We start from the raw sequence: 12,940 nt of genomic DNA, 5'->3' as shown, positions 1-12,940 counted from the left end.
CACCTGTGACTGCGATTCCCCAGGGTCGTACTCGCCGGGCCGCGCTGGTGACCGCCATCTGCGCCCTGGCCGTGTCGGGAACGGGACTGACGGGGTGCAGCGAGGACCCGGACGAGGGGACCAACGGGGTCGGCAAGCTGCCGGTCGCCGAGATCCAGCGCAAGGCCCGTACGGCGGCGGACTCCGCCGAAGCGGTGCACCTGTCCGGGAACCTGGTCACCAGCGGGCGCACCTACAAGCTCGACATGCAGCTCAAGGCCGACGGGGCGACCGGGTCGGTCACCGCACAGGGGTCCACCTTCCAGCTCCTGCGGATCGGCGAGCAGCTCTACCTGAAGGCCGACTCCGGTTTCTGGAGCGACGCGGGCAACGACGGCAAGGCGGACGCCGGTGCCGTGGACAAGCTGAACGGCAAGTACGTGAAGGTGCCGCAGGGCGACCCGGCGTACAAGAAGTTCAGCGGCTTCACGGACAAGGACGTACTCCTCGACGGCCTGTTGACGCTGCACGGCAAGCTGGCGACCGACGGCCACCGCGAGCAGGCGGGCCTGCGCACGATCCGCATCAACGGCGACAAGGGCTCCGGCGGCACCCTCGACGTCTCCCTGGAGGGCGACCCGTATCCCCTGCTGCTGACCCGGGCGGGCGGCGGGGGCACCCTGACCTTCTCCGACTGGGGCAAGGACTTCGCCCTGGAGAAGCCGAAGAAGGGCGACACGGTGGACTACGGCAAGCAACTGCCGACGTCGTAGCCGCGCCCCATAAGGGCGCGGGGCTGTATCGATATGCGGCTCCGCCGCGTGCGCGCGATCAGCCACAACGGCGCGGCAGCCCGAACGACGGCCTATCGCGGACCGCTCAACGCCGCTTCCTCTTCAGCAGCAGCCGCGGCAGCCCCGCCGGGATCGGCCGACGCGTCGTCGCCGCGGACGGCAGCGGCGCCTCGGCCAAGGAACCCTCCGGCAGCGCCGCGATGGTCCCCGTCGGCTCCAGCCGCAGCACCCGGCACTCGCGCGCCCAGCGCTCCGGCATCGCCTCGCCGTCGGGGGCGTTCAGGCGCTTGCCCTTGAGCTCGCCGACCGTCGCCTCCCACTGCTCGGAGCCCGCCCCGAGCTCGACGACCTTCGCCGTCCAGGAGACCAGCCGGCCGCCCTTGTCCTTGCTGCGGACCGTCACCTCGGCCTCGGCCCCGTCGGCCAGCCCCGGCAGCGGCTGCTCACCGGGACCGTCGCCGACGACACACGCCGCACCCTCGTGCCACGCGTGCCACAGCGCCCGGGCCGGGGCGCCGGGTCCCCTGACCCAGATGAGGCCGGACTTCTTCGTGGCCTCCTCGACGAGGGCCTGGTCGAGCAGCTCGCTTGTCATGCCCCCAAGACTATCCAGCGCCGCCGGACCGGCCGGGGCCGCTCAGAGCCAGCCGTTGCGCTTCAGCGTGCGGTGGATGCCGAGACAGATCGCCACCGTGACGCTCATGATCACCGGATAGCCGTACTTCCAGTGCGTCTCCGGCATGTAGTCGAAGTTCATGCCGTACACACCGCACACCATCGTCGGTACGGCGATGATCGCGGCCCACGACGTGATCTTCCGCATGTCCTCGTTCTGCGCCACGGACGCCTGGGCGAGGTTGGCCTGGAGGATCGAGTTGAGGAGCTCGTCGAAGCCGATGACCTGCTCGTGCACGCGCGCGACATGGTCGGCGACGTCCCGGAAGTACTTCTGGATGTCGGGGTCGATCAGCCGCATCGGACGCTCGCTCAGGAGCTGCATGGGCCGCAGCAGCGGCGACACCGCCCGCTTGAACTCCAGGACCTCGCGCTTGAGTTGGTAGATCCGGCCGGCGTCCGTGCCGCGGGGCGTGCCCTTGCGCCCCGGCGAGAACACCTCGGTCTCGACCTCGTCGATGTCGTCCTGCACCGCGTCGGCGACCGCGATGTAGCCGTCGACTACGTGGTCGGCGATGGCGTGCAGCACGGCCGACGGGCCCTTGGCGAGCAGCTCGGGGTCGTCCTGGAGGCGGTGCCGCAGAGCCCGCAGCGAGCCCTGCCCGCCGTGCCGGACGGTGATGAAGAAGTCCCGGCCGGTGAAGCACATGACCTCGCCGGTCTCGACGACCTCGCTGGTGGCGGTGAGCTCGTCGTGCTCGACGTAGTGGATGGTCTTGAAGACGGTGAACAGGGAGTCGTCGTAGCGCTCCAGCTTGGGCCGCTGGTGCGCCTGCACCGCGTCCTCGACGGCCAGCGGGTGCAGCCCGAACTCGCTTGCGATACCGGCGAACTCGGACTCGGTCGGCTCGTGCAGGCCGATCCACACGAAGCCCCCGTCGCGGCGCACCTGGCGCATCGCCTCGTGCGGGCTCAGCGGCTTGTCGGTCTCCAGACGGCGGCCGTCACGGTAGACGGCGCAGTCGACTACGGCCGAGGGGGTCCCGGGGTCGCGGGTGGTGTCGTAGGCGCCACTGTCCTTGCGCAGCGGCGTACGGGCCGGACGGACCACGGCGCGCAGGTCTCGGATCATCGACATGAGCAGGCTCCTTCGCAACGGGCAACGAAGCTGGGAGGGCCGCAGCACGGCTGGAACTGCCCGGAATGGGGACGTCCTGACCTCAGGATGTTTGGCACGTCCACAAAGCGGGGAGCACCGCACCGTTGCGGTGGTGGGCTTCGTTGCTGATTCAGATCAGACCGATCAGGCAAAGCGAAACGAAGTGCTCTTCCGTGGGAGGACGCAAGCGTGAAGGGACGGCGGTCAGCCGGAGCGGAACAGCCGAATCAGCTACATCAGCGGCGGGAAGAGCGAGTGGTACTGCACGGTCGACTTCGATCCATGACAGCCCCACCTCCTCCGGCCGGTCCCTCGTGAGGGACGTTCCATACCCCGTTAGGGGTTCCCCGTAGGGGAGTTTTCATCGGCGTCGGGACTCGATCGCGACGCTTCTGCGTGCTGCCCCGAACACCGGGCAAGAGTATCAGCCGACTGAAGTGTCAAGGCGCTGCTTTGCCCGGTGCTGACGAGTTCTATGCTCGCGGCATGGCTGATGTTCTTCCTCTGGTCGAGGCCCGGTTGCGCTCCGCGCTGGGCGAACCGGGCGCCCGCGCGGCGGTCACCTTCCTCGGTACGGACCGCATCGAGGTGCTCCGTTTCCAGGAGGGCGACATCGTCCGCTACGCCACGCTCGGTATGTCCGCGCAGCCCATGAACGACCCCACCGCGATGGTGGCCGACCCGGTCAAGGGCGCCCGCGCGGAGCTGGTCCTCTCGGTGCGCGCCGGGCTCGCCGAAACCGACAAGGTGCTCCGCCCGCTCGCCGTGCTCGCCGCGTCCCCGCAGGTGGAGGGCCTGATCGTGGCCCCGGGCGCCTCGCTGGACGTCGGTGAACCGCTGTGGCCCGGCGCCCCGTTCACCTCGGTGCTGGTCGCCGAGCCGGGCGGCCTGGTGGAGGACCTGGAGCTCGACGAGCCCCTCGATCCCGTGCGCTTTCTGCCGCTGCTCCCCATGACGCCGAACGAGGCCGCCTGGAAGCGGGTGCACGGCGCCCAGGCCCTCCAGGAGCGCTGGCTCACGAGCGGGACGGACCTGCGGGATCCCGCCCGCAGGTCCGTCCCGCTTGAGTGAGGAACCTCACCAACCGGTGGCTGAAAACCGTCAGTTGGCGAACACGGTGACACCGTCCTGCGTCGCGTGCCTCGTCTCCAGCTCCTCCGCCTCGTGAGTGAGCGCGTTGCGGCGTACGACGACCACGAGCGCGCCCGCGAGGGCGGTGAGCGCCGCCACCACGAACGGGACGCGGAGGCTGCCGGTCCACTCCTCGATCCGCGGCGCGAAGTAGGGCGCTGCCGCCGCCGCGAACCAGCGGACGAAGTTGTAGCCCGCGCTCGCCACCGGGCGCGGCGCGTCCGAGACGCCGAGGGCCAGTTCCGTGTAGACGGTGTTGTTCACGCCGATGAACGCGCCGGACAGGATCGTGCAGACGACGGCGGTGGTGTGGTCGCCGTAGCCGAGGACCAGTACGTCCGCCGCGAGCAGCACCAGCGACCCGCCGAGCACCTTCAGCGAACCGAACCGCTTCTGCATGCGCGGCGCGACGATGACCGAGAACACCGCCAGCAGCACACCCCAGGCGAAGAACACCGCCCCTGACCGGTACGGGCTCATGTTCAGCACGAACGGCGTGAAGGCCAGCACGGTGAAGAACGTGTAGTTGTAGAAGAACGCCGAGACCGCAGCGGACGCCAGGCCGCCGTGGCCGAGGGCCTTGACGGGGTCCAGCAGCGAGGTCTTGCTGGCCGGCTTCGGCTGCTCCTTCAGGAAGGCCGCGATGCACAGGAAGCCGACGGCCATCAGGAAGGCCGTGCCGAAGAACGGGTAACGCCAGCTCGCGTCGCCGAGCAGGGCGCCCAGCAGCGGTCCGCACGCCATGCCGAGGCCGAGGGCGGACTCGTAGAGCAGGATCGCCGCCGCGCTGCCGCCGGCCGCAGCGCCGACGATGACCGCGAGGGCGGTGGAGACGAAGAGCGCGTTGCCGAGCCCCCAGCCCGCCCGGAACCCGACCAACTCGCCGACCGATCCGGACGTGCCCGCGAGCCCCGCGAAGACCACCACGAACGCGAGGCCGGCCAGCAGGGTCTTGCGGCCGCCGATCCGGCTGGAGACGAAGCCGGTGAGCAGCATCGCGACGGCGGTGATGAGGAAGTACGAGGTGAAGAGCAGGGAGACCTGGCCGGGCGTGGCGTTCAGGCCGCCTGCGATGGACGGCAGGATCGGGTCGACGAGTCCGATGCCCATGAAGGCGACGACGGACGCGCCGGCGGTCGCCCACACGGCCCGCGGTTGCCGCCAAAGGCCGCCCGCTCCCGCGTCGAAGGGGTCCATACCGTTCTCCAATCCGGGCTGAGGTAGTTGGCCGGTACATAGAATATGTTAGCTAAGCTAATTAATGCAAGCTACATCTATATCGGGTGGGATCCGGGTTTCCGGCGCCGGTTCCGCCCGGACGGGTGATCGTCCTTGACGTGACGCACAAGGGGTAGGACCGTGGGGGCCTATGAGGGGCGAACCCAGTTGCCCGAAGTGTGGTGGCCGGGTCAGGGCTCCCGGACTCTTCGCCGATACCTGGCAGTGCGATGTGCACGGCACCGTGCACCCGGTGCAGCCCGTGATCCCGCCCAGCGTCGAGGCCCTCGGTGTGGTCGTGCACCGCACGCAGGTGCCGGTGTGGATGCCGTGGCCGCTGCCGATCGGCTGGCTGTTCACCGGAGTCGCGAGCGCGGGTGACGACCGCAGTGGCGGCAGAGCGAGCGCGGTGGCCTGCTCCGGACCCGGACCGCTCGGCGGCATGGGCGAGCTGATCCTGGTCGCGGAGGAGCTCGGTGTCGGCTTCGGTGCGCGCTACGCGGGCATCGACGGCCCGGATCCGGGGTCGTACATCAACGTCGAGAAGCCGCCCCAGGCCAAGGTTCTCGCCGCCGGGCGCCCCACGCCGCTCTGGCATGTGTCGGGCACGCCCGACGACCGTGCCGTGTTCGCGGGGGAGGCGCTCGGGATGTGGCTGTGGGCGGTCATGTGGCCCGAGCAGTCGGGGCTGTTGATGTACGACGAGCTGGTGCTGACGGATCTGCGGGACGCGGGGGCCGAGTTGGAGCTGGTGCCCTGCGGGGCGTTGTCACCGCGTCTGCTCGAGCCGTAGCGCCCACGGGGGTGGGGGTGCCGCTCGTTCGGTGACTGCGGGTCGTGTGTGGCTGGTCGCGCCCACGCGGCGGAGCCGCACATCGATACAGCCCCGCACCCCCGAGGCAGGCCGATGTAAGGGGCGCTCGGCTGTGCGGGTGTGACAGGGGTCGTTGAAAATGCGGTTATCCTTGAGCGGCCCCTTCCGTATCGTCCCCGTCTGGAGTTCGCGTCGTGCGTATCGACTTGCACTGCCACTCCACGGCTTCCGACGGTACGGACACGCCGGGCGAGTTGGTGCGCAATGCCGCCGCGGCCGGGCTGGACGTCGTGGCGCTCACCGATCACGACACCACCCGCGGGTACGCCGAGGCCATCGCCGCGCTGCCGGACGGGCTCACCCTCGTCACCGGCGCCGAGCTGTCGTGCCGTATCGACGGCATCAGCATGCACATGCTGGCCTACCTGTTCGACCCCGAGGAGCCCGCGCTGCTCGCCGAGCGGGAGCTGGTGCGCGACGACCGGGTGCCCCGGGCTCAGGGCATGGTCGCCAAGCTCAACGAGCTGGGTGTGCCCGTCACCTGGGAGCAGGTGCTGCGGATCGCCGGCGACGGCTCGGTCGGGCGGCCGCACGTCGCCTCCGCGCTGGTCGAGCTCGGGGTCGTCCCGAGCGTGGACGACGCCTTCACCGAGGACTGGCTGGCCGACGGTGGCCGGGCTTTCGTGGAGAAGCACGAGACCGACCCGTTCGAGGCGATCCGGCTGGTCAAGGCCGCCGGCGGCGTGACCGTGTTCGCGCATCCCGCCGCGAGCAAGCGGGGCCGCACGGTGCCGGAGTCCGCCATCGCGGCGCTGGCCGCGGCAGGGCTCGACGGCATCGAGGTCGACCACATGGACCACGACCCCGACACCCGCGCCCGGCTGCGCGGGCTCGCCAAGGAGCTCGGGCTGCTGCCGACCGGGTCCAGTGACTACCACGGCAGCCGCAAGACCTGCGTGCTCGGTGAGTACACGACGGATCCCGAGGTGTACGGCGAGATCACGCGGCGGGCGACCGGGGCGTTTCCGGTGCCCGGGGCCGGCGGGGTCTGAGGTCCGCACCCCCGCACGCTCACCTCTGTTCTCTCCGCGTTCGCGTCCGTCCCGCACGCTCGCGTCGGCTCCGCACGCCCACGTCCGTTCGTTCCGTAACTTCGCAAGGCACCCATGTTCGACGTCGCCGTCTTCGGCTCCCTGTTCCTGACCCTGTTCGTCATCATGGATCCCCCCGGGATCACCCCGATCTTCCTCGCGCTCACCGCCGGCCGACCGGCCAAGGTGCAGAAGCGGATGGCCTTCCAGGCCGTCTGTGTCGCGGGCGGGGTGATCGCGGTGTTCGGGCTCCTCGGCCACCAGATCCTCAACTACCTGCATGTCTCCGTCCCCGCGCTGATGATCGCGGGCGGGCTGCTGCTCCTGCTGATCGCGCTCGACCTGCTCACCGGCAAGACGGACGAGCCGAAGCAGACCAAGGACGTCAACGTCGCCCTCGTCCCACTGGGCATGCCGCTGCTGGCCGGGCCGGGTGCGATCGTGTCGGTCATCCTCGCCGTGCAGAAGGCCGACAGCGCCGCCACGCAGGTGTCGGTGTGGTCGGCGATCGTCGCCATCCATGTCGTGCTGTGGATCGTGATGCGGTACTCGTTGCTGATCATCCGGGTCATCAAGGACGGCGGCGTGGTCCTGGTGACCCGGCTCGCGGGCATGATGCTCTCGGCGATCGCCGTGCAGCAGATCATCAACGGGGTGACCCAGGTGATCCAGGGCGCCTGAGCCGCCGGCCCGCGGCGCCTGGGCCCCGGTATGCGCGAAGCCCCCGTACGCCGTCGGTGGCGTACGGGGGCTTCGAAGCTTCAATGATGAGCCGCGGCCGTTACGAGGCCGTGGTCTCTGCGGGTCGGATCCACAGCCGCTGCCCCGTCGCGGCGGCCTGCTGAACGATCCGGTTGACGGAGGCGGCGTCCACGACGGTGCTGTCGACGGGCGTGCCGTCGAACTCGTCGAGTCGCATGATTTCGAAGCGCATGGCTTCTCCCTTCGTCTGGTCATCCTCCTGCGGAGAACTACTGGAACCACTCGGTTACGTACCTAGACAACGTGCTTCACGTTACAAACATTCCCTACGCTAAAGAAATTTTTCGAACGGCTAACTACCGATCGGTAGGTAGTTGGCCGGTGATCAAGGGAGGACTGACCGGGACCGGTTGTGTTCGCAGCGTGACCGCCAGGACAATGGAGGCGATGAACGACGACCTCGGCGCACTCTCCGCCCGCATCGACCGCACCAACGAGCTGCTGCAACGCATGCTCGCCGAGGTAGCGAAGACGCCCTCCACCCATGCGATCTTCGTCGACGCGGGATATCTGTACGCGGCCGCGGGGCGGCTCGTCGCCGGGACCGAGGATCGCCGAGCCTTCGACCTGGACGCCGAGGGACTGATCGAGGCGCTCATCGACCGGGCCCGCACGATCTTCGCGGACAGCAGGCTGCTGCGGGTCTACTGGTACGACGGCGCCCGGCGCCGCATTCACACCGCCGAGCAGCAGTCGATCGCCGAACTCCCCGATGTGAAGGTGCGGCTGGGGAACCTCAACGCCAACAACCAGCAAAAAGGCGTCGATTCCCTGATCCGCAGTGATCTGGAGTCCCTGGCCAGGCATCGCGCCATCAGTGACGCGGCCCTGCTCGGCGGGGACGAGGACCTGGTGTCGGCGGTCGAGGCGGCGCAGGGGTACGGCGCGCGGGTGCACCTGTGGGGGATCGAGGCCCCGGAGGGCCGCAACCAGGCCGAGCCGCTGCTCTGGGAGGTCGACAGCCAGCGCACCTTCGACCTCGACTTCTTCAAGCCGTACGTCTCCCGGCGTACGGCCGCCGCGTACGAGGGGGCGGGCGCCCGGCCGTCGCGGGAGGACGTCCGGTTCGTCGGCGCGCAGATCGCGGCGAAGTGGCTCGCGGCGCGCGGCCGGGAGTCACTCGTGGAGCTGCTGCCCGGGCACCCCTATCTGCCCGGGTCGGTGGACCAGGACCTGCTGGTGGAGGCGGAGGGGCTGCTCCAGTACTCGCTGCGGGGGCAGGCGGACCTGCGGCGGGCGCTGCGGGACGGGTTCTGGGAACACCTTCAGGCGCAGTACTAGGCGTCAGTGCCCTCGCCGCTCCCGGCGCCCTCGGCGTCCAGCACGCTGTCCCAGAAGTCGGCGACCGCCCGGGCGGTGGGCAGTGGCTGGTCGGCGTTGGGGGAGTGCTCGGCGCCGGGGATGACCGTGCGGCGGGCCTTCAGCCGTACGGCCATGTCGTCGAGCACCGGAACCGGCCAGGTGTCGTCGCTGGCGCCCGACAGCACGTGGAACGGCAGCGGGAGGGCGGCGAGTTCGTCGACGCGATCCGGTTCCGTGGTCAACTGACGCCCTGTGGCGAGGAGTTGGGCGGGCTTCGTGCCGAGCCAGCGCCGGCGCAGCAGCTCCGGGCCCCCGATGCCCCTGGCCGGGCCGCCGACCTCCTCCGGCGGGCCCATGGCGCGGATCGCCTCCCAGGTCTCGGCCATCGTCATCACCGCGAGCGCGTCCCTCAGGAGCTTCACGCGCTGCTGCTGGGAGTCGGAGATCTGGGCGGGGCCGGATGACATCAGGGTGAGTGACCGGAACGGCGAGTGGTCGAGCAGGACGGCCGCGCGGGCGATCTGGCCGCCCAGGGAGTGGCCGAACAGGTGGAGCGGGGTGTCGCGGGCGCCGAGGGCCTCCGCCTGGGCCAGTACGTCCTTCGCCAACTCGCCCCGCGCGTAGGCGGATTCGTCGTCCTGCGGGCCGTCCGACTCGTGCTGTCCGCGTCCGTCCACGGCGATGGTGCGGTAGCCGCGTGCCGCCAGCGGCTCCTGCATGAGCGTGAAGTCCTCCTTGCTGCCGGTGAATCCGGGAAGCAGGAGGGCGGTGCCACGAGCGTCGATGCCGCCGGCGACGGGGTGGTCGACGACGGCGAAGGTGCCGCGGGAGGTGTGAAGGGGGTAGGCGCGGGCGTTCGGGGCCGGGGTGAAGTCGGGTTGGGTGGTCACGAGGGGGAGGGTAGCGGGTGTCCTCGAACAGCCCGAGTCCTGCGGGTGGGGGCTGGGGGTGATGGGTGTTCTCGAACTGCCCGAGCCCTGCGGGCGAGAGCCGGGGTCGCGGGTGTCCTCGAACTCCCCGAGTCCTGCCGACAGGGCCCCGCCCCGGCTGACGGGCGAGACGCCGACGGCCCGGCCCCACGCGAGGTGGGACCGGGCCGTCGTGCGGGAGATCAGCTCTCCGTCGACTCCGCGGCAGCCGTGGCCTTGCGGGTCCGGCGTGCCTTGGGCTTGGCCTCCGTGGCCTCGGCCGTGCTCCCGGCGGACTCCGCGGTGGCGGCGGCCTTGCGGGTGCGGCGGCGCGGGGCCGGCGCGTCCGTGGCAATCGGCTCATGCGTGGCCTGGGCCGGGATGTCGGCGACCTCGGCAGCCTTGGTGGACGCCGCGGTCTTGCGGGTGCGGCGTGCCTTGGGCTCGGCCTCGGCGGTGTCGACGGCCACCTCGGCCGCGGCGGTCGCCTTACGGGTGCGGCGCGGCTTGGCCTCGGCGGCCTCCGGCTCCGCCACCGTCGCGGCGGCCTTGCGGGTGCGGCGCGGCTTCGCCTCCGTACCCTCGGCCGTGTCCACGGCGGCCTCGGCGGTGGCCGCGGTCTTACGGGTGCGGCGTGCCTTGGGCTTGGCCTCGGCGGCCTCGGCCGTGTCGACCGCGGTCTCCGCAGCGGCCGTGGCCTTGCGGGTCCGGCGCGGCTTGGCCTCGGCGGCCTCCGGCTCCTGGGCCGTCTGGGCCGGGATGTCGGCGGCCTCGGCGGTGGCCGCGGTCTTGCGGGTGCGGCGCGCCTTGGGCTTGGCCTCCGTGGCCTCGGCGGTGTCGACGGCGGTCTCGGCCGCTGCCGTGGCCTTGCGGGTGCGGCGGCGCGGCGTGGTCTCCGTCGCCTCCGGGGTCTCCTGCACGGCCTCGACGGCGGCTTCGGCCGCTGCCGTGGCCTTACGGGTGCGGCGGCGCGGCTTGGTCTCCGTCGCCTCCGGGGCCTCCTGTACGGCCTCGGCGGTGTCGACGGCGGTCTCCGCAGCGGCCGTGGCCTTGCGGGTGCGGCGGCGCGGCGTAGCGGCGGGGGCCACCTCGGGCTCCGCGGTCTGCGGCGCCGTGGCGGACTCGGACGCCTGCACGGCCTCGGCCTCGGGAGCCACAGCCTCCGCCGAAGTCGCCTGCGGCTCCGCCGACTTGCGGGTGCGGCGGCGACGCGCCTTCGCCGGGGACTCGTCCGCCGTGTCCAGGGACGGGCCCTCCGCCGTCGTGACGGCGGCCTCCGCGGCCTCCGCCGTGGTGGTCGTCGGGGCCGCCTCCGACAGCGCTCCGTTGCGGGTGCGGCGACGGCGGCGAGGAGTGCGCGACGCGGTGACCGACTCGGCCGGGCCGGCCTCGGCGGTCGCCTCCGCGGTGCCGGAGCCGGTGGCCGGCGCCGACGTCGCGTCCAGCGGGGATCCGCTGCGCGTACGGCGGCGGCGACGCGGCGTACGCGCCGAGCGCTCACGGTCCGGCGAGGACGAACGGGACTCGTCCCGGCCGCCCCGGCCACCGCGACCGCGCGCACCGCGTCCGCCGGTCTCGCCGAGGTCCTCGACCTCCTCCGCCGCCAGCCCGGCGCGCGTGCGCTCCGAGCGGGGCAGAACGCCCTTGGTGCCCGCGGGGATCTTCAGTTCCTCGAAGAGGTGCGGGGACGTGGAGTACGTCTCCGGCGGGTCGTTGAAGTTCAGCTCCAGCGCCTTGTTGATGAGCTGCCAGCGCGGGATGTCGTCCCAGTCGACGAGCGTGATCGCCGTACCCGTTTTGCCCGCGCGGCCCGTACGGCCGATGCGGTGCAGGTACGTCTTCTCCTCTTCCGGCGACTGGTAGTTGATGACATGCGTGACACCCTCGACGTCGATGCCGCGCGCGGCGACGTCGGTGCAGACGAGGACGTCGACCTTGCCGTTGCGGAAGGCGCGCAGCGCCTGCTCGCGGGCGCCCTGGCCGAGGTCGCCGTGGACCGCGCCGGAGGCGAAGCCGCGCTGCTGGAGCTGGTCGGCGAGGTCCGCCGCAGTGCGCTTGGTGCGGCAGAAGACCATGACCAGTCCCCGGCCGTCGGCCTGCAGTATGCGCGCGACCATCTCCGGCTTGTCCATGTTGTGCGCGCGGTAGACGTGCTGCGCGATGTTCGCGACGGTCACGCCCTCGTCGTCCGGCGCGGTGGCGCGGATGTGGGTGGGCTGCGACATGTAGCGGCGCGCGAGGCCGATGACCGCGCCCGGCATGGTCGCCGAGAACAGCATGGTCTGGCGGCGGGCCGGCAGCATGTCGATGATCTTCTCGACGTCGGGCAGGAAGCCCAGGTCGAGCATCTCGTCGGCCTCGTCGAGGACGAGCGCCTTGATGTGCTTGAGGTTGAGCTTCTTCTGGCCCGCGAGGTCCAGCAGCCGGCCCGGGGTGCCGACGATGACGTCGACGCCCTTCTTCAGGGCCTCGACCTGCGGCTCGTACGCGCGGCCGCCGTAGATCGCGAGGACGCGGACGTTGCGCACCTTGCCGGCGGTCAGCAGGTCGTTGGTGACCTGCGTGCACAGCTCGCGCGTGGGGACGACGACGAGCGCCTGCGGGGCGTCGGTGAGCGCTTCGGGCTCGGCGCGGCCGGCCTCGACGTCGGCGGGGACGGTGACGCGCTCCAGGAGCGGCAGACCGAAGCCCAGCGTCTTGCCGGTACCGGTCTTGGCCTGGCCGATGACGTCCGTGCCGGAGAGGGCGACGGGGAGGGTCATCTCCTGGATGGGGAAGGGGTTGACGATGCCGACGGCCTCAAGGGCCTCGGCGGTCTCGGGAAGGATTCCGAGCTCTCGGAAAGTCGTAGTCAGGGTGCTGCCTCTTCTGTGTGCGCGGTGCGAGGCGAGCGCGGGGGTCTTTGACGGACCGTGCCGGGGGACGTCGGCTGCCTTACGGGCTGGCCGTAGGGCACGGGACCACTGCCGACGCTCTAGCGCTCGTACCGCTGAGGGTGTCCCTCCGGTCGCCGTACGCACTGTGCCGTACGGCCGGGGAGGGCTGTCGGGTCGGAGCCGATCGGGCCACCGACCGGGCATCCTCATAACGTGCGGCCCGTCGAGGTACGTCTAAGTACTCAGCGGGCGCATTACCACCATACCCTGGAAACGCGCACATGCGATGGC

Annotated in this window: 12 protein-coding genes; 6 read left to right on the top strand and 6 right to left on the bottom strand. The window is 71.1% G+C overall.

Annotated features, from left to right (window positions below):
• The first annotated feature begins 5 nt into the window (after nucleotides 1-5).
• On the top strand, nucleotides 6-752 hold the full coding sequence (locus ACZ69Q_RS22360) for a hypothetical protein (protein WP_471044495.1): 747 nt from the start codon (nucleotides 6-8) through the stop codon (nucleotides 750-752).
• Nucleotides 753-858: 106 nt separating this feature from the next.
• Here ACZ69Q_RS22360 and ACZ69Q_RS22355 read toward each other — a convergent pair whose 3' ends face one another.
• Both ACZ69Q_RS22355 and ACZ69Q_RS22350 read right to left on the bottom strand, forming a co-directional pair.
• Nucleotides 859-1,368, bottom strand: coding sequence for a hypothetical protein (locus ACZ69Q_RS22355; protein WP_471044492.1), 510 nt, complete (start codon nucleotides 1,366-1,368; stop codon nucleotides 859-861).
• Nucleotides 1,369-1,410: 42 nt separating this feature from the next.
• Entirely contained in the window at nucleotides 1,411-2,526 is a 1,116-nt protein-coding gene (locus tag ACZ69Q_RS22350; RefSeq protein ID WP_471044490.1) for a magnesium and cobalt transport protein CorA, read from the bottom strand.
• A gap of 507 nt (nucleotides 2,527-3,033) precedes the next feature.
• On the opposite strand from ACZ69Q_RS22350, the gene ACZ69Q_RS22345 reads away from it, so the two are divergent.
• Nucleotides 3,034-3,618: a suppressor of fused domain protein gene (locus tag ACZ69Q_RS22345; protein ID WP_471044487.1), complete on the top strand. Its 585-nt coding sequence runs from the start codon at nucleotides 3,034-3,036 to the stop codon at nucleotides 3,616-3,618.
• A 30-nt stretch (nucleotides 3,619-3,648) separates the two neighbouring features.
• Here the strand turns inward: ACZ69Q_RS22345 and ACZ69Q_RS22340 are convergent, their stop codons facing one another.
• Entirely contained in the window at nucleotides 3,649-4,875 is a 1,227-nt protein-coding gene (locus ACZ69Q_RS22340; RefSeq protein ID WP_471044484.1) for an MFS transporter, read from the bottom strand.
• 172 nt (nucleotides 4,876-5,047) lie between these two features.
• Between ACZ69Q_RS22340 and ACZ69Q_RS22335 the strand changes: the two genes are divergently transcribed.
• The 3 genes from ACZ69Q_RS22335 (at nucleotide 5,048) to ACZ69Q_RS22325 (ending at nucleotide 7,482) form a co-directional block, all read left to right on the top strand.
• On the top strand, nucleotides 5,048-5,689 hold the full coding sequence (locus ACZ69Q_RS22335; protein ID WP_471044481.1) for a DUF6758 family protein: 642 nt from the start codon (nucleotides 5,048-5,050) through the stop codon (nucleotides 5,687-5,689).
• A gap of 215 nt (nucleotides 5,690-5,904) precedes the next feature.
• Nucleotides 5,905-6,762 (top strand): PHP domain-containing protein, encoded by an 858-nt coding sequence (locus tag ACZ69Q_RS22330; protein ID WP_471044479.1) that lies wholly within the window; start codon nucleotides 5,905-5,907, stop codon nucleotides 6,760-6,762.
• Between the two features lie 114 nt (nucleotides 6,763-6,876).
• The gene (locus ACZ69Q_RS22325) at nucleotides 6,877-7,482 is read left to right on the top strand and encodes a MarC family protein (RefSeq protein ID WP_393516643.1); all 606 of its coding nucleotides are present in this window, start codon (nucleotides 6,877-6,879) and stop codon (nucleotides 7,480-7,482) included.
• Between the two features lie 100 nt (nucleotides 7,483-7,582).
• Here ACZ69Q_RS22325 and ACZ69Q_RS22320 read toward each other — a convergent pair whose 3' ends face one another.
• Nucleotides 7,583-7,735 (bottom strand): hypothetical protein, encoded by a 153-nt coding sequence (locus tag ACZ69Q_RS22320; protein ID WP_093747204.1) that lies wholly within the window; start codon nucleotides 7,733-7,735, stop codon nucleotides 7,583-7,585.
• A gap of 215 nt (nucleotides 7,736-7,950) precedes the next feature.
• Here ACZ69Q_RS22320 and ACZ69Q_RS22315 point away from each other — a divergent pair, with 215 nt between their 5' ends.
• The gene (locus ACZ69Q_RS22315; RefSeq protein ID WP_471044691.1) at nucleotides 7,951-8,844 is read left to right on the top strand and encodes an NYN domain-containing protein; all 894 of its coding nucleotides are present in this window, start codon (nucleotides 7,951-7,953) and stop codon (nucleotides 8,842-8,844) included.
• On the opposite strand, the gene ACZ69Q_RS22310 is transcribed toward ACZ69Q_RS22315, so the two are convergent.
• Both ACZ69Q_RS22310 and ACZ69Q_RS22305 read right to left on the bottom strand, forming a co-directional pair.
• Nucleotides 8,841-9,755, bottom strand: coding sequence for an alpha/beta fold hydrolase (locus ACZ69Q_RS22310; RefSeq protein WP_471044475.1), 915 nt, complete (start codon nucleotides 9,753-9,755; stop codon nucleotides 8,841-8,843). The genes ACZ69Q_RS22315 and ACZ69Q_RS22310 overlap by 4 nt on opposite strands.
• 221 nt (nucleotides 9,756-9,976) lie before the next feature.
• Nucleotides 9,977-12,535, bottom strand: coding sequence for a DEAD/DEAH box helicase (locus ACZ69Q_RS22305; protein ID WP_471044473.1), 2,559 nt, complete (start codon nucleotides 12,533-12,535; stop codon nucleotides 9,977-9,979).
• Between the last annotated feature and the right edge of the window lie 405 nt (nucleotides 12,536-12,940).

This window comes from Streptomyces sp. NPDC036764 (assembly GCF_055609385.1).
This window is presented reverse-complemented; position numbering and strand designations above follow the sequence as displayed.

Bases quoted from the DNA above. Each gene is read 5' to 3' on its own strand.
- ACZ69Q_RS22315 (WP_471044691.1), top strand. From the start codon at position 7,951: ATGAACGACGACCTCGGCGCACTCTCCGCCCGCATCGACCGCACCAAC.
- ACZ69Q_RS22320 (WP_093747204.1), bottom strand. From the start codon at position 7,735: ATGCGCTTCGAAATCATGCGACTCGACGAGTTCGACGGCACGCCCGTC.
- ACZ69Q_RS22345 (WP_471044487.1), top strand. From the start codon at position 3,034: ATGGCTGATGTTCTTCCTCTGGTCGAGGCCCGGTTGCGCTCCGCGCTG.
- ACZ69Q_RS22350 (WP_471044490.1), bottom strand. From the start codon at position 2,526: ATGTCGATGATCCGAGACCTGCGCGCCGTGGTCCGTCCGGCCCGTACG.
- ACZ69Q_RS22325 (WP_393516643.1), top strand. From the start codon at position 6,877: ATGTTCGACGTCGCCGTCTTCGGCTCCCTGTTCCTGACCCTGTTCGTC.
- ACZ69Q_RS22355 (WP_471044492.1), bottom strand. From the start codon at position 1,368: ATGACAAGCGAGCTGCTCGACCAGGCCCTCGTCGAGGAGGCCACGAAG.
- ACZ69Q_RS22340 (WP_471044484.1), bottom strand. From the start codon at position 4,875: ATGGACCCCTTCGACGCGGGAGCGGGCGGCCTTTGGCGGCAACCGCGG.
- ACZ69Q_RS22305 (WP_471044473.1), bottom strand. From the start codon at position 12,535: ATGACCCTCCCCGTCGCCCTCTCCGGCACGGACGTCATCGGCCAGGCC.
- ACZ69Q_RS22335 (WP_471044481.1), top strand. From the start codon at position 5,048: ATGAGGGGCGAACCCAGTTGCCCGAAGTGTGGTGGCCGGGTCAGGGCT.